Raw genomic sequence first — 16759 nt, forward strand, 5'->3', positions numbered from 1 at the left:
ACAGCTAGGTGGTGACGCAATGGAACATACGAAAACACTTTACTCAGAAACCTTTGATAGTAAATATGGGCCTATCACAGTTGAAGGTCCGCTCCTGCCAGATCAACTATCTCGTTATACATTCGACGAAGGGCTAAATGCCTTCCGTCCTCCAGCCAAACAGTTCGAAGCACTTCAAAGTATTGCTGATTTTAAAGAGGGACGAATTGTTATCGCCCGTAATCAAGATAATATTATTGGTTATGTTACGTTTCTCCATCCTGATCCGTTAGAGCGTTGGTCAGAAGGAAATATGGAAGACCTCATAGAACTAGGAGCCATAGAGGTAATTCCGAAGTTTCGTGGCTTTCGTGTAGGCTCACGCTTGCTTCAAATATCTATGCAAGATGAATATATGGAAAACTACATCATTATTTCAAATGAGTACTATTGGCATTGGGATCTTAAAGGAACGCACCTGTCCATTTGGGACTATCGAAAAGTTATGGAAAAAATGATGGCTGCCGGCGGGCTGACACCAGCTCCAACAGATGACCCTGAAATCATATCCCATCCTGCAAATTGCTTAATGGTAAGAATAGGAAAACATGTTCCCCAGGAATCTGTCGAACAGTTTGATCACTTACGGTTTCTCACCCGCCATCAATATCGTAAAGCAAGGGGCGAATGAGTATGAAAGTCGAAGAAATTATGAATAAAGATGTCATCACTATGTCTCCTGACGATTGCATTGAAACAGCGTTAAAGCTGTTAAATGCTCACCGGATTCGCCACATTCCTATTGTTGATCAGCAAAACTGTGTGATCGGAATTGTCTCCGACCGGGACGTCAGGGATGCAAGTCCGTCTATTTTTGATGATCCTGAACAATCAGAACAACTTAACCACCCGATCCAATCAATCATGACTACACCAGTTACAACCGTCCACCCACTTGATTTTGTAGAAGAAGTAGCAGGCATTTTTTACGAACAGGAAATTGCCTGTGTCCCCGTTACAAGAAATGATGAACTTATTGGAATCATTACAGAAAAGGATATGCTGCACACACTCATCCAGCTAACTGGAACGAATGTACAAAGCTCTCAAATAGAAATAAAAGTGATCAACAAACCCGGAATGCTCCCCCAGGTAACACAGGTTTTCGGAAAGCGGAAGGTAAACATCAGTTCTGTCCTCATCTATCCATACAAACCTGATCAAAACTATAAAATTATAGTTGTGCGGATCCAAACCATGAATCCACTGCCAACGATCGAGGATTTAAAAGCTGAAGGGTATGAGGTGCTTTGGCCGAATTTGCCGGGGATGACATCATGACCTGTCCATCAAGCTTCGTTTTTTCAGAAGAGTTTACACGCTATCGATTCCGAGACGATCATCCATTTAACCAACAACGAGTACTTATGACAAAGGATTTACTTGAAAAAGAGCATGCCCTTACTGATGACCAGATTATCCCGCCCCGCGTGGCTACTGAACAAGAATTAAGACTCGTCCATCATCCTAAATACATCAATGCTGTAAAAAGGGGCGGTGAAGGGCTGCTAACCGAAAGTGAAGCGTTGGAATATGGAATTGGAACTGAGGATACGCCAATATTTTCTGGTATGCATGAAGCTTCCTCCCTCTTAGTTGGAGGCACACTTGCGGCTATCGATTCTGTCCTGCAGGGAAAGGTAAAACATTCAACTAATTTAGGCGGTGGTCTTCACCACGGATTTGAAAGAAAGGCCTCAGGATTTTGTATTTACAACGATGGGGCTGTTGGCATTAAATATATCCGAAAACACACCGATTACAAAGTCCTCTATGTTGATACGGACGCGCATCATGGAGATGGTGTGCAATGGGCCTTTTATGATGACCCGAATGTTTGTACCTTCTCTATCCATGAAACAGGGCGCTACCTTTTCCCGGGTACTGGAAATGTTAACGAACGCGGCCTCAAAGAAGGGTATGGTTATTCGTTTAATTTGCCTATAGATGCCTTTACTGAAAATGAATCGTTTATACAGTTGTATGAATACGCTTTCAGACAAATCGTAGACTATTTCAGACCAGACATTATTATTACCCAGAATGGTGCAGATGCCCATTTTTTGGATCCACTTACCCACTTATGTGGAACCATGAAATTATATGAGAAAATCCCAATGCTTGCTCATCAACTTGCTCATGAGTATTGTGAAGGAAGATGGGTTGCGCTTGGAGGAGGAGGTTATGATATTTGGCGGGTTGTCCCAAGAGCTTGGGCACAACTCTGGAAGATCATGTCAACAGGAAGCCCTTTTAATGGTCCCTTACCTGCTTCTTGGAAAGACCATTGGCAGTCCAAATCCCCAGTACAATTGCCTTTACACTGGGATGACCCGGCGGGAAGTTATCAGGAAATTCCGAGAAAACAGGAAATATCCGAAAAAAACCAAAAAATATTAGAAAAATCAATGCAGTTCATTCTCAATCAGAAAAAATTTAACTCATAATAAAAGACCTGACCTTGATATTATCCCCCTCAGGTAGACAGCAAAAAAAGAGAGCATTTGATATGATGATCTTAACATACTACCTGGAGGGGATTTTCTATGGCTAAAAAGGGACAAACCTTTACTACCTATACTGAAGGTTTAAAGCGTGAAGTCGCTCGTTTGAAGGTTGAAGAAGGATGGTCATATCGACAGCTTAAAGAACGTTTTGGAATTAAGAGTGACGCCCAAATAGCCAACTGGGTACAAAAAGTACAAAAGAATGAATCATTCGAGGACCAACGTGGAAAATGGAATAAGGAACATTTTAGTACTCCCGAAGAAGAGAATGCTTATTTGAAAGCGCAGGTAGCTTACTTAAAAAAGCGCAATCCAAATCTCCATGGGAAGGAGTGATCCTAAAAGCAAAACGGTTTGAAATCATTGATAAACTAAGAAGGAAACACCCATTAGTATGGCTCCTTAAAATTGGGGAAGTTTCGAAAGCAGGGTATTACAAATGGCGAAACACGCATTCCAAACGTGTCATCAGGGACAAAGATGACCTACTACTGAAAGAACATATTATAGCTATTCATAAAGTCCATCCTTATTATGGATATAAAAGGATGACACGAGCTCTATGCAGGGAAGGTATAAAAGTCAATCATAAACGGGTCCGTCGACTAATGAGAGAATTAGGGATTAAGTCCATCATTCGTAGAAAACGCCCCTTCTATGGTAAAAGAGGATCCGTGATTTTTAGCAATGTCTTGAATAGAGAATTTCAAGCAGAGAAACCTTATCAAAAACTCGTTACAGATATTACTTACATTCGAGTTGGTGATTCTTTTCGGTATTTATCTGCCGTTTTGGACTTATTCAATAATGAGATTGTAGCTTGGGAATTGTCAGCAAGAAACGATCTTGATTTAGTATTGAAGACGATGAAGCAACTGGAGGATAAGCCTTTTATTGAGGATAGCCTTATCCATTCCGACCAGGGTTTTCAATACACAACAAACGCCTTCAAAAAGCAAGTGACAGAAAAGATGAACATACAAGGGAGTCATTCTCGGAGAGGGGACTGCCACGATAATGCATGTACTGAATGTTTCTTCTCTCATTTAAAAACAGAAAAGTTATATATAAAGAAACCAAAAACAGAAGAAGAAACTTATAAATATATTGAGGAATATATACGCTTCTATAATTATGATCGATTTCAAGAAAAATTTAACGGCCTTTCCCCAATTGAATATCGGGAAAAGACCGCAGCTTAAGTTACTCTTTTATTAATGGTCTAGTTGACAGGGATATGTGCACCTCAGGTCTTTTTTTATGAAGAAATACCAGTGTCAAGAATGACAATCTCAACCCTGCGATTCTTACTCCAATTCTCTGTCGAATTGTTTGGTACAACAGGGCGCGTATCAGCATAGGCAGACGCTGTGAATCGACTTTGCTTTAATCCTTCTGTATTTGAAAGTAAGTACCTAATGACACTCCCTGCCCGGGCACCTGATAGTTCCCAGTTCGAGGGATATTTAAAGGTGGCGATTGGACGGTTATCCGTATGTCCTTCTACTTTTACCTCATTTGGTATAGCAGCCAACAGTGTTCCCACTTTGTTAAGAAAAGGCTTACCTGCTTCAAGAATCGCTGCCTCACCGCTGTCAAACAGCAGCTGTTCCTGCAACACTAATACAATCCCCTGGTCTGTTCTACTAGCTGAGATCGTGTCCTGTAGATGGTGGCTTTCAAGGTATTGGTTTACTTCCTTAAGCAGATCATCCAAGTCAGAAGGTTGACCTGCAGTATGTTCAGGATCAGCTATAATTATCGAACTGTTTGTTGACTGATTAAACTTGTTACTCAACTGCCCATTTTCTTGAATCTTCACTTGATCTGTCGGATTCTCATTATCAACAAGAGAAGGGTAAAATTCAAAAACCATTTTGTTTTGAAAGGACTCAGCTATCGCATCAAATTTTACTAGGTTGACTTGAGACATTGAAAATAAAAGAATGAAGAATACTAAAATTAAAGTGACCATGTCTGCATATGTAGTCATCCATTTGGGGGAGCCTTTTTGATCTGTTTTTCTTCGACGCTCAAACTTCATTTGCTGGTTCCTTTACTTGAGCTCTCCCATACTTTGCCTTCTCTTTCGGTACATTTTTATCTTCCTCCGAAAGAAAAGCACTTAGTTTTTCTTCAAGAAGTTTAGGGTTCTGGCCGGATTGTATTCCTATAACTCCTTCAATGATCACTTGCTTAATAAAAACTTCCTGATCGGTTTTATTTGCAAGTTTCCCAGCCATAGGGTTAAATACTAAATTAGCCAATAACGTACCATATAGTGTTGTCAGAAGCGCTACTGCCATCTTCGGACCTAAGGTTTCAGGGCTGCTTAATGTCTGCAACATAAGTACAAGCCCGATTAACGTCCCAATCATCCCCCAGGCTGGAGCATACTCTCCTGCCTTTTCAATAATCTTTCTTCCTCGCTCGTGCCGTTCTTCAACTGCCACAATCTCTGCGGTCATGATCTCGTTAATCATTTCTGGCTGGGCCCCGTCCACCGCCAGTAGAATGCCTTTCTTAATAAAAGGGTCTTCTACTTCATTAAGCTCACTCTCGAGTGAAAGCAGACCTTCTCTGCGCGCTTTGTCGGATAGTTTAACGAATAATTGTACTAATTCACGTAAACTCATATCACATCTCTTAAATGATTCCTTGAGCACGCGAGACGTGACCTTCATTTCTGTTACATTAAAATTTACCATTAAAGCCGCGAAAAGTCCGCCAATTACAATTAAAATAGAAGCGGCATCAGCAAAAGAAGCCGCTCCTCTGATGCCTGCACTCGACATGATTCCATACATAACCATCACAATACCTATAGTGAGCCCGATTGGAGTCAACACATCCCGCTTGTTCATTGATCTCTCTCCCCGATTTATAAATACATTTAGTATTTATATCGGCACTACTTCGATTGTGTTGAGTTCCTTTCAATAATTCTATGAGGCAAAGTAACATTTTGCTCTTCGACTTCTTCTTTGTTCATAAACTTCGTGAGTAACCGCATAGCTACTGCCCCAATGTCATACATAGGCTGAACCACTGTTGATAAGGTCGGTCGAACCATCGTAGCCAGACGAGTGTTGTCAAACCCAAACACCTCTACATCTTCAGGTACTGACAATCCCCTGTCTTGTGCTCCATGAATGACCCCTAAAGCCATTTCATCCGCTGCAACAAAAATAGCACTAGGCTTATCATTAAGCTCCCAAAGCTGTTCAAATGCCTCAATCCCTGAGTCGTAGGAATAGTCTCCAGTAATAATCAACTCATCATTTATGGAAAGGTTACGATCACGCAGAGCACGCTTGTATCCTTCAAGCTTTTGATTGTTTATTTCAGTATTTTCAGCCCCCGACACGTAGGCGATCTGCTCATTATTGTGAGAAACTAATAATTCTACAGCTTCATAGGCAGCCTGTTCATAATTAATATTGACTGAAGGAGTTTCCTTCGTTTCATCTACTGTCGCTGCAAGAGCCACAGGTACGGAAGCATTTTTAAATTCGTGGACATGATCGTCAGTAATTTTTCCGCCCATAAATACAAGTCCGTCCACTTGTTTTCCGAGCATAGCATTAATTAAGTGGAGTTCCTTGTCTTTATTTTGATCAGAGTTACTAAGAATAATGTTGTAATTGTACATCGTTGCTATATCTTCAATCCCTCGAGCTAATTCCGCGAAAAAGATACTTGAAATATCAGGAATAATTACCCCGACTGTCGTAGTTTTCTTGCTGGCCAGTCCCCGTGCTACAGCGTTTGGCCGATAACCAAGCCGCTCGATAGCATCATTTACTTTTTTTCTCGTTGCTGGTTTTACATTGGGGTTACCGTTCACTACTCTTGACACCGTGGCCATTGATACACTTGCTTCTCTCGCTACATCATATATTGTTACATTCATACTGCTTCCTCCTCCGTCGATTACAACTATTCCGACATATTATAAATCTCATCATACGATAATTAGCTATCCTCCGCAATGTCCCTTAATTGTTCGTTAGTTCTAGGATACCCTAACTATTATACCGAATAACATGATAACAAAAAAATAAGTCAAGCTGAAATTTCAGCCTGACTTATTTAACATGACATAATTTGTTCATAAAATTGTGCAGATCATTGTCTAGCTAAGGCATTTACGTTAAAGTTATTTAATTCTTTCATAAATGATTCAAAGGTTGGAATATCCATTTGCTGTGCTGAATCTGAAAGAGCAACAGCAGGGTCTGGATGTACCTCTGCCATCACACCATCCGCACCAATAGCAAGGGCTGCTTTTGCTGCAGGCAGAAGCAGGTCTCTTCGCCCTGTTGAGTGTGTTACATCAACCATAACAGGTAAATGCGTTTCTTGCTTTAGAATTGGAACGCTTGAGATATCCAGAGTATTTCTAGTTGCCTTCTCATATGTCCGAATTCCACGTTCACAAAGAATAATATTACCGTTCCCACGAGATATTATATATTCTGCTGCGTTAATGAACTCGGAGATAGTTGCGGACATTCCACGTTTTAATAAGACAGGTTTATTGACAGACCCAGCTTCTTTCAACAACTCAAAGTTTTGCATGTTCCGTGCACCAATCTGAATGACATCGAGATAATCAACCGCTTGTTCAATATCAGCTGGATTAACGATTTCACTTACAACTGCTAAATCATGTTCATCAGCTGCTTTTTTTAATATTTTCAAACCTTCGATACCAAGGCCCTGGAAATCATAAGGTGAAGTTCTTGGTTTAAAGGCACCGCCTCGCAATAATTTCAACCCTTGCTTTTTAACGGCTTCAGCCACAGTAGATACTTGTTCATAACTTTCTACTGCACATGGCCCCATGATAAAGTGGTGTTCTCCATCGCCAAATTTTTCACCTTTAATGTCAATTACCGTATCTTCAGGCTTTTTCTTCCTGGAAACTAGCAATGCTTTTCTATGGTCATCCTCTTGAAGTTCAAGACCAGCCTTGAATATTTCCTTAAACAAATGAATAACCGTTGAATCTTCAAAAGGACCATCATTGTGTTTTGAAATTTGGTCAAACATGACTCTTTCTCTAACAGGGTCAAACCGATTCATCCCTTGTTTTTCTTTAATCTGACCAATATCCTTTACCAATTCACCGCGTTTATTGATTAAATTCAAAAGCTGCAAATTAACCTCTTCCAGTTGATTACGCAACTGGTCTAACTGTTGGTTACTCATAACTAGTCCTCCTATGTCTATTATTATTATTTTAGAACCCAAAATTCATTCAAAAGATAATTAGGAATAATTATAGCTAATTTTACGAAAGTTGTCACCCATAGTAAGGGCTTTCATGAAAAATTGTTTAAAAAGTTCATCATTTTCAGTCATATCACTATATAAATTCAAAGATTAGAGGCTGATCATAAACGCACTTCCTTTTTCTTATGTGTGATCAGAAGCATTTGTTAATGATGCGACTGTGATATTATGATGGCTATTATGCCAGCAAACAGCCTTGTCTTTAAATAACAACGCCTGTGGGGATTCATGTTTCACGTGATAGTCTTCAGCAATTTTGTTGCTAAGCACTCTATCTTCCTGTACATAAAGTATGAAACAGGGAAGGTCAGATTCCTTGCAATATAATTCGTACTCTTCTTTCGCTGAAGCACTAATCGGACAAGTAAGACTATGCTTTAAAAGAAAAAATACCTCGTTGTTCCTAATAAGATCACTCAATTCCTGCTCAGTTGTTATGTGCTGAATAGTCATAGAAAAGTCTCCTTCTACAGAATATCTGTTAGAAAAGCTCTAGGTTAAAAAAAGCAGGGGCTCCTGCCCCCGCTCTAATGGATCTTATACGTTTGAAGAAGTCGTTGAATCTTGTTGTTTCTCAAGCTCCTGTGCTGCTTCTTCGATCGCCTCCGCAACCTCCTGGGCAGCTTTCTCGGCTTCCTCATCATCATTACTTCTAGCGCTATTTACTTTGTCTTGGAAAGATTTTGTAGAGTCCTTTACTTTTGAACCTAGCTCCTGTGATTTTTCTGAAACTGTTCTTGAAAATTGTGAAGAAGATTCAACAGCACGGTCTTTCCACTCACCGCCTTTTTCATATGCCACATCTTTCCACTCGCCAGCACGCTCTCTCCAATCACTTGAACCTTCACTAATATTCGTGCGCAACTCTTTACCTGATTTAGGGGCAAACAATAACGCCACAACTGCACCCACTAGTCCACCAATAAGTGATCCCAGTACAAAATCTCTTCCATTCCCATTAGACTTATCAGTTTGCTGGTTGTTTTGATTACTCATCATTGCATTCCTCCTATTTTATTTATGATCTTCATTTTTCGATTTCTTCCAGAGATTAATGGCTACTTGTCCCCACTTCATCGCCTGAGCTGCTGAATCTGTGTTGTTATTCGCAGATGTCGTCAGACCCTTGGAAAAGGTTCTTAGAGACTGATTAAAGTCCTGCACAGAATCGCCAATCCCTTTAACACCATCTACCAATGTATTTAGCTTTTGAGATTTTTCGCCTACATCTTCTGCTAATTTATTGGTTTTATTTAATAATGCTGTCGTTTCTAACGTAATACCTTCCATTTGTTTCTCAACGCCTTCTAATGTGTCAGCTACATTATTCATGGTACGGCGTACGGCGACTAGTGTTCGAGCTACATAAATGACCAGAACCGCAAATGCTATCGCTGCAATAAGTGCAGCAATATATAACATAATTATCATTGCCCCTAAGCACACTCCTTCTTCGTATGTATTTACAGTTTAGTAATTACCCATTACAGGAAATTTATAAACGTGTATCGCTATTATTGGATATATTCTAGATACATTTTGTAAAACCCTCTAAATTTAGACGGAATTTTCACAAAGTAATAACGTGCGAACTAAAATGCGTTGTCCGCACGTTCATATACTAAACACTGCTTTCTTCATAAGCCTTTTGAAACTTCTGAATATCTCCTGCACCCATAAATAATAAAACCCCTTCTTCATATTGCGCCAATTGATTTGTATCTTCAATATTAAGAATATAAGCTTCAGGTATAAGATTTTGCAGATGTTCAATGGTAAGCTTACCACTGTTTTCCCTTGCAGATCCAAATATATCACACAAATATACAGCATCAGCCAATTTTAAGCTTTCAGCAAACTCATTTAGAAATGTTTTTGTTCGAGTGTACGTATGGGGCTGGAAGATAGCGACAATCGACCTGTCTGAATACTTCTTCCTTGCTGAATCAATCGTAGCTGTAATTTCAATCGGATGATGGGCATAATCATCAACTAAAATTTGATCATTCCATTCCTTTTCTGTAAACCTTCGTTTCACACCAGAAAAGGTGGAGAGTTTGCGAATTTGCTCGGCTGGCATCCCTTCATAGTGACATATGGCTATAACACTCAAAGCATTTAAAACCGTATGTGTTCCAAATTGCGGAATGGTAAACGATTCATAGAACGTATTGCGTACAAACACATCGAAGGTCGTTCCCTGCTCGTCTTCATGAATATTTTGAGCCTGAAAATCATTTGTATCCGCTAATCCGTAATACAACACAGGAACATTTGCCTGAATGTGCTGAAGATGCTCATCATCACCACAAGCTATAATTCCTTTTTTCACTTGCTTCGCCATTTGCTGAAAAGCTTGGAATACATCTTCAATACTTGTGAAATAATCAGGATGGTCGAAATCAATGTTGGTCATAATCGCATAATCAGGTTCATATTCTAAGAAATGTCTGCGATATTCACAGGCTTCAAAAGCAAAAAATTGACTTTTCTCATGCCCTTTTCCCGTTCCATCGCCAATTAAGTAGGAAGTGGGATAATTTTCAGAAAGGACATGAGCCAGCAGCCCTGTAGTCGATGTTTTGCCATGGGCCCCTGTTACCGCAATACTTGTGTACCTCTGCAGCCAGTTACCCAGGAATTCGTGATACCAATAAAATGGTAGCCCAAGTTGTTTGGCTGCATTAACTTCTTCATGGTCGTCATTAAATGCATTTCCAGCAATAATAATTAGTCCTTCTTTTATATTATCTTTAGTAAAAGGAAGAATAGGGATCTCTCTCTCTTCAAGGACTTCCTGTGTAAAAAATCTTTTTTCCACATCAGAACCTTGAACATTTTTTCCGGAATCATGCAAAATTTGTGCCAGCGCACTCATTCCTGTTCCTTTAATACCAATAAAATGGTAAGTTGTCATAAACAAGAACCTCCAAAATAAAGTAAATCACTATTGTATAGTGTATGTAATTACAAGTTAGCTTGCGATTATTTTGCTCGCCTCATACTCTCTTCGTAAAAGAATACTCTTCATTCTACCATGTCAATACCTCGTAAAAAAGCGTCTAATCTTATGAAGCTTACTCCATGAGAGAGCAAGCTTCAGCCGCTGTCTCCACAAGGAGAAATAGGCAGTACACCTTATTCATTCCCAATAAAATCAACAAGCTCAAGACGAGGATTAGGTTTATAACGTCTTCCTTCTTTTGCCTCTTGATTCCCATTAATTTTGACATTATCTCCTGTAAACCCGATTCCTATTTTCAAAAGGCTTCCGCCAACTCCATACATATCCACAGGTACGTTTAATTCTTCAAATGATCGGATCCGCTTTTCAGTGAATCCTCCGGTCACAACTATTTTCACATGTTCAAACCCTTCTTGATCGAGGGCTTTACGAAGGGCAAAAACCAACTCTGGATTAACACCTCTAGGATCAAAAGTTCCCATCAGGTGTTGATTTCTAAGAAAATACTTATCAACTAAATTTCGGGAGGTATCCAGTCTTACACTTACAAGGTCATCACCGAATTCACGAGCAACTCGCAGAGAATCCGTAATGACATCATTATTGTAGTCTACGAGTGCCATAAGCTGGTCTTCAGGAAATTGACTTTGATAAGCTTTGCATGCTGCCACTACGTCCCCTCTGAACATTTGGATCAAAGCATGGGGCATTGTGCCCATTCCTTCTTTTCCCCACCATTCATTCATAGCATGAGTAGCCTGGGCCGTTGAACCACCGATAAAGGCAGAATAACCATCTCCCGACTGTTGCGTGAAATGGTCGTCTCTATCCCCCATGAAAATAACCGGTTTTTGCTTTCCAGAAGTTCGGCCAGCTTTTACGACGTTGTACACATTTGTAGCCACGGATGTGCGCCGTGCCAATATTCCATCGATAATCCCTTCTAAAAAGCCAAAGTACTGGTAGGGACCTGTGATAGTCAGAACTGTTTCATATGGACTGATTTTATCGCCATCTTTTAAAGAGCGTATTTCAAGCTCCTCAGGGTGATCGGCAAACGTATGGATCAGAGCAATGGCTTCATCTGTTCCGCACAGGACAGCGTTATGCTTTTTTTGGAAGAACTGCATCGTTACCACGTTATCAGCTAAATGTTTTTCGATGATTTCTTTCGTTTTTAAAAAATAAACAGCTGAAAACCATCCTTCAGCAACACGTTCATCAAATTTGAATGTTCTATTCGTTAAGCGAGAAATCTCGCCATTTAATTTACTTTCAATTTCTTTCATCTTTTTACTCCTTAAGAAATTAGGATCTGTTAAAGCTTCATTCTTTGTATATGATATAGAATTGGTACATTTTTAACAAGAGCTTTTCTAGTTTGAATGAGAAGGTATTAGGCCATAGTCCCCATCAGTTCGTCTACTTGCTGTTTAGTTAGGAGGATATCTCTCGGTTTGCTGCCTTTTTGTTCGGAAATAATCCCATAATCCTCCATTTGATCAATCAACCTGGCGGCCCGGTTATAACCAACTTTAAAACGACGCTGCAACAGGGAGGCGCTTGCTCCATTGTGATCAAGGACAAAATGGACAGCTTCTTCAAACAAAGCATCTGTTGCCTCTTCATTCGAAAGCTGCTTGATCAGCTCTTCTTGCTCGAATAAGTAATTTGGCGGTGCTATTTTCTTTACATACCCGGTGATCCGCTCAATTTCATCGTCTGACACAAAAGCGCCCTGAATCCGAACAGATCGTCCTGAACCATTTTCTATGAACAGCATGTCCCCTTTACCGAGCAGCTTCTCCGCTCCGCCTGTATCGATGATCGTTCTGGAATCTACTTGTGAAGAAACACTAAAGGCGATTCGAGTTGGGATATTTGCCTTAATTAACCCAGTAATTACGTCTACAGATGGCCGCTGGGTAGCTACTAATAAGTGAATGCCACATGCTCTGGCCTTTTGAGCAATTCGGCAAATAGAATCCTCCACATCCTGCGGAGAAACCATCATAAGGTCAGCCAGTTCATCTATGACAATAACGAGATAAGGCAGCTTTTCAGACTTTCTTCCCTGCTGGATCATCTTCTCATTATAGCGCTCAACATCCCTTGCTCCTTCAGCTACGAATTTTTCATAGCGCTCTTCCATTTCTTTTACCGCCCATTTCAAAGCAGTTGTGGCTGCTTTTACATCTGTAATTACCGGAGAAACAAGATGTGGAAGATTATTATACGGAGCGAGTTCTACCATTTTCGGATCAATCAATAGGAACTTCACATCTTCATGGTGTGCTTTGTATAACAGACTAATTAATATGGTATTTATACATACACTTTTCCCAGAACCTGTCGCCCCGGCAATAAGTCCATGCGGCATTTTTTTCAGGTTCGTCACAACAGAGTCTCCACCAATATCCAAACCTAGAGCAACGGATAAAGGAGATGAGTCATCCCTAAATGCTTCGGACTCAAAAATCTTCTGTAACCCAACCATTTCTGCCTGCTGGTTAGGAACCTCTATGCCTACCGCCTGTTTCCCCGGAATAGGGGCCTCAATCCGAATGTCCCTCGCAGCCATGCTCAACTTAATATCATCAGATAGATTTGTAATCTTACTGACCTTTACACCTGGCTCAGGCTGAACCTCAAACCTTGTCACTGCCGGTCCTTTCATTGCATGGACCACCTTTGCCTTTACATGAAATTGGCGCAAGGTTGTCTCCAGCAATTCCATCTGTTCATGGATCCACGTCTGATCATCCGACGATTTTTTAACAGGGTCATTTAATAAATGTAACGGTGTGGAGTATTCCAGCCTCTCATCGGCTTCAGGATCATGTTCTTCCACTTGATCACTGGCTTTCACTGATACAGGCTCCTCATCATTGTCCTTTAAAAGAGTTTTTTTTTGCTGATCTCTACTTCGTTTATCACGAGGAGTCATCACTACATTGAACGGCACACGTGAACCTTTGGATCGACCGGCAGGCTTTGTAGGTTTTGGCTCGGGAAGAGATTCACTTTTTTCCTTCGAAGACCCTGATTGATTTTCTTCCTTTGTTACAGTCTTTTCTTTTGTATTTGCTATGGTTTGCTCACTTGAATTTGCCGCAGTCTCTGCGCCTGTATTAATTGTACTCTCTTCTTCTGAAGGAATGTCCTCTGCTTTTTCTAGTGTGTTATTTAGCTGCTCCTTCTCCCCTATTGGAAACTCTTTTATCTCGTTATCCACTACATCTTGCCGAGGCTCCTTGACTGAAAGATCGCTTTTTTCAGCAGGCTTTTCCGCCTGTCTATTCAAGGAAACAGGACGTTTTTCACGCTTTTTACCTTCATCGATCTTGCCACGCATTCTTTGGCGAATCGCCTGCCACTGTTCCTCATCACTCCTAGCTTGTTCCATACTCAAAGATTGAGAGAAGTTGTTTGGATTTTGCTTTTTATATTCAGGCTCCTCTTCATTTACTACAGGCTTTGCCCGCGGATTATAACCATAAATGGGTGAGGGGACATCACTCGGTGTAAAGGGCTGTGACGATGTTTCCGGCAGCTTAGGCTTGGATTGCTTGGACTTCTCAGCTGATTTCCTGTACGTATCCTCCTTACTTTTCTTACCTTCTTTAGTAAAACCGTCGTAATTAAATTCTCGCTTTTTTTCTTGTTCTCTTTTTTTTGAACGTGTTTTATAAGCTGGTTTTTCATGGTTATTTTGTTTTGAAGTGTCAGGTATTACAGGAAAACGAAAATTCCCTGCTTTAGGATATTTATAAGTCATTTTTGTATTAGCATTTGACTCATGATGGTTTCTCTTAGACTCATGCGGCTTCCGTCTTTGTGTCTGATCCTCATCAGAATCAAACAAACCCTTAAATTTATTCTTAAATTCATTCCACATTATTTATCACACTCTCTTTACGTACATAATGGATAGAGGGTATATTCATTCTAACAGGTTTTAGACCGATTTTGGTTTACAATATGTTTAAAATAAGACTCAACTACAGAAAAAGAAGCAAAGGGCTTAGTTCTTAAGTTCCCTTTGCTTCCATATTTATCTTAAAATTCAAATGGTTGTCCGACCTCGTAGTCTTTTTCTAATACTAAGATGCCTTTTTCCTTCGGAGCATTTTCCAGTTCCAGTTCTCTTGCTGAGCAAATCATCCCGCTCGAAGGTACCCCGCGCAATGATGCATCTTTAATTTTCATACCGCTAGGCATTACAGCCCCGACTTTAGCGATGACGACTTTTTGGCCTTGCTCAACATTAGGAGCCCCACACACAATTTGCAGGGTATCATTACCTATATCTACATGGCAGACACTAAGCTTGTCCGCATTTTCATGTGGGCCTTTTTCTGCTACATAGCCGACTACAAACTTAGGGGTCAAATCAAAATCGAGTGAATCATCTAGCTGCTCCAGTTTAAACAATGTTCGTAACTGACCAAGGATCTCTTTTGTCAGCCGTAGCTTACCTTCCCCTTTTAGCGACAAATGTTCGGATGCATTAAAAATGTTATAGCCAAGCAGAGATCCGTCCTGACTATTCGTAATCTTCACCACATCTCCATATATCTTTGAATGAGTCGTTAAACGATCTCCTTCTTTAACTGGAACGAGTAAAACGTCCCCAATTCCTTTTGGGTTATAAAACACATCCATTCATTCATCGCCCTTTCTGTTTTTCTTAGGTTTTTTTTGAGCGAGTATAAAAATTGGTTCCAACTGTTTATCTTCATATAAGAAAGATAATGAGGTTACAGGGACGAGCCCTTCCGCGAAAAACTTCATCGCCATTTGGGCCAGAATGTCATATCCTTCTGGATTCTTAATATCTGCAAAAATGATGACATCCTGATGAGGGATGCTAATCGCTAGCTCCCCTTCAAATTCAACTTTTAATTTCTCTAACAAAACTTCGTTTAAGATTCTGCTCGCATCGTACCCATCCTGAGCTGATTGAAAGTAAAAGTCATTTCCGTAAACCGTGTCTTTTTTCATGTCAATTGGAAGAGAACGAACATTAAAGCTGGCGATCTCCTTCATGCGTTCCTCCGTCCATTGTTCTCTTTCCAGCATATCTTTATCTATAAGCTGATAGGACTTACCAAGATCCAATGCATAATATATCCTAGTTTCAGCTGTATGCTCCTCTACCACCAATTTCTTGCCGTTTTCTGTCTCTATTGGAAAAGAAGCCGCCCGTATAACAGGATAAATATGTTGTTCTTTACCCGAAAGTTCATGAGTTTCATTCATGATCCGCAAGGCCTCCTGAACATGGTCCACCAGTTCATCAACTGCCTTTTCCCCACGGTTCTCATACTTAGAAATCACGTTGGGAAGTGTGATCGTAATTCCTTTTCCAGAATCGTCCCATTCAACCCTAAACGTATCTTTATCACGGTTAAAAACCGTTTTCCATTCCTCACACTGCAATCGTTCTTCGAGAATTTTCTTCATCTTTATACTCGTCATTTTCATATTCTCTTCCTCCTTCTATGATGGAAGAATGATTCCGCAATCCATTTTAGCATATAGGATAAAGCTATTACACTCAGTTGCTGTCCTTTTTCTCCAAAAAAGAAACAAGCTGCACTCAAAACAGCTTGTTACAATTCTATACCGGCCATAAACGATTCAATTTCCTGTTGTGTTTTCCGGTCTTTGCTAACGAAGCGGCCGACTTCCTCGCCCTTTTGGAAGGCAACAAAGCTTGGTATTCCAAAAACATCATACTCCGCACAGACATGAATAAATTGATCGCGATCAACATAGACAAACGTCCACTCTTTGAAACGTTCTTCTATCTCCGGAAGAACAGGTTCAATCACACGACAATCCGGACACCAGTCCGCAGAAAATAATAAGACCGTTTGCTTCTCATTTATTAGTTCCTTTAATTGACCATCTGATTCTAAAGTAATCATTCATACACCCCCAAGCC

At 40.3% G+C, this 16759-nt stretch carries 17 protein-coding genes; 4 read left to right on the forward strand and 13 right to left on the reverse strand.

The genetic code is table 11. The features are described from left to right. Positions 1-19: 19 nt before the first annotated feature. From P9989_RS14100 to P9989_RS14115, 4 genes are all read left to right on the forward strand, one after another. Positions 20-670 (forward strand): GNAT family N-acetyltransferase, encoded by a 651-nt coding sequence (locus P9989_RS14100; RefSeq protein ID WP_283075521.1) that lies wholly within the window; start codon positions 20-22, stop codon positions 668-670. 2 nt (positions 671-672) lie between these two features. Continuing rightward, positions 673-1320, forward strand: a complete 648-nt coding sequence (locus P9989_RS14105; RefSeq protein WP_283075522.1) for an acetoin utilization AcuB family protein — start codon at positions 673-675, stop codon at positions 1318-1320. Next, positions 1317-2486 carry an acetoin utilization protein AcuC gene (locus P9989_RS14110; protein WP_283078927.1) on the forward strand — a complete coding sequence of 390 codons (1170 nt, stop codon included), beginning with the start codon at positions 1317-1319 and terminating at the stop codon, positions 2484-2486. The genes P9989_RS14105 and P9989_RS14110 overlap by 4 nt, the downstream gene beginning before the upstream one ends. 99 nt (positions 2487-2585) lie before the next feature. Continuing rightward, a protein-coding gene (locus P9989_RS14115; protein WP_390307287.1) for an IS3 family transposase occupies positions 2586-3748 on the forward strand; the annotation gives its coding sequence in 2 pieces (ribosomal slippage) (positions 2586-2844 and positions 2844-3748; 1164 coding nt in all). Between the two features lie 56 nt (positions 3749-3804). Here the strand turns inward: P9989_RS14115 and motS are convergent. The 13 genes from motS to P9989_RS14180 form a co-directional block, all read right to left on the reverse strand. Beyond that, complete coding sequence (motS, locus tag P9989_RS14120) at positions 3805-4590, reverse strand: flagellar motor protein MotS (RefSeq protein ID WP_283075523.1); 786 nt, start codon at positions 4588-4590, stop codon at positions 3805-3807. Continuing rightward, positions 4580-5410: a flagellar motor protein MotP gene (gene motP, locus P9989_RS14125; protein ID WP_283075524.1), complete on the reverse strand. Its 831-nt coding sequence runs from the start codon at positions 5408-5410 to the stop codon at positions 4580-4582. Before motP ends, motS begins: the two co-directional genes overlap by 11 nt. A 47-nt stretch (positions 5411-5457) precedes the next feature. After that, positions 5458-6459, reverse strand: a complete 1002-nt coding sequence (ccpA, locus tag P9989_RS14130; protein WP_283075525.1) for a catabolite control protein A — start codon at positions 6457-6459, stop codon at positions 5458-5460. A gap of 215 nt (positions 6460-6674) precedes the next feature. Next, complete coding sequence (locus P9989_RS14135; RefSeq protein WP_283075526.1) at positions 6675-7760, reverse strand: bifunctional 3-deoxy-7-phosphoheptulonate synthase/chorismate mutase; 1086 nt, start codon at positions 7758-7760, stop codon at positions 6675-6677. 207 nt (positions 7761-7967) lie between these two features. Continuing rightward, the gene (gene ytxJ, locus P9989_RS14140) at positions 7968-8297 is read right to left on the reverse strand and encodes a bacillithiol system redox-active protein YtxJ (protein WP_283075527.1); all 330 of its coding nucleotides are present in this window, start codon (positions 8295-8297) and stop codon (positions 7968-7970) included. Between the two features lie 84 nt (positions 8298-8381). Then, a complete protein-coding gene (locus tag P9989_RS14145) occupies positions 8382-8843 on the reverse strand; it encodes a YtxH domain-containing protein (protein WP_346274855.1) in 462 nt (153 codons plus the stop codon). Between the two features lie 15 nt (positions 8844-8858). Then, on the reverse strand, positions 8859-9275 hold the full coding sequence (locus P9989_RS14150) for a DUF948 domain-containing protein (RefSeq protein ID WP_283075528.1): 417 nt from the start codon (positions 9273-9275) through the stop codon (positions 8859-8861). Between the two features lie 190 nt (positions 9276-9465). Continuing rightward, positions 9466-10761 (reverse strand): UDP-N-acetylmuramate--L-alanine ligase, encoded by a 1296-nt coding sequence (murC, locus tag P9989_RS14155; protein WP_283075529.1) that lies wholly within the window; start codon positions 10759-10761, stop codon positions 9466-9468. A gap of 221 nt (positions 10762-10982) precedes the next feature. Next, positions 10983-12098 carry a nicotinate phosphoribosyltransferase gene (locus P9989_RS14160; RefSeq protein WP_283075530.1) on the reverse strand — a complete coding sequence of 372 codons (1116 nt, stop codon included), beginning with the start codon at positions 12096-12098 and terminating at the stop codon, positions 10983-10985. 107 nt (positions 12099-12205) lie between these two features. Continuing rightward, on the reverse strand, positions 12206-14707 hold the full coding sequence (locus P9989_RS14165; RefSeq protein ID WP_283075531.1) for a DNA translocase FtsK: 2502 nt from the start codon (positions 14705-14707) through the stop codon (positions 12206-12208). 161 nt (positions 14708-14868) lie between these two features. Next, entirely contained in the window at positions 14869-15474 is a 606-nt protein-coding gene (ytpR, locus tag P9989_RS14170) for a YtpR family tRNA-binding protein (protein WP_283075532.1), read from the reverse strand. Further along, positions 15475-16296 carry a DUF1444 domain-containing protein gene (locus tag P9989_RS14175; RefSeq protein WP_283075533.1) on the reverse strand — a complete coding sequence of 274 codons (822 nt, stop codon included), beginning with the start codon at positions 16294-16296 and terminating at the stop codon, positions 15475-15477. 128 nt (positions 16297-16424) lie between these two features. Further along, on the reverse strand, positions 16425-16742 hold the full coding sequence (locus P9989_RS14180) for a thioredoxin family protein (RefSeq protein ID WP_283075534.1): 318 nt from the start codon (positions 16740-16742) through the stop codon (positions 16425-16427). Between the last annotated feature and the right edge of the window lie 17 nt (positions 16743-16759).

This window comes from Halobacillus naozhouensis, assembly GCF_029714185.1.
GTDB lineage: Bacteria > Bacillota > Bacilli > Bacillales > Halobacillaceae > Halobacillus_A > Halobacillus_A naozhouensis.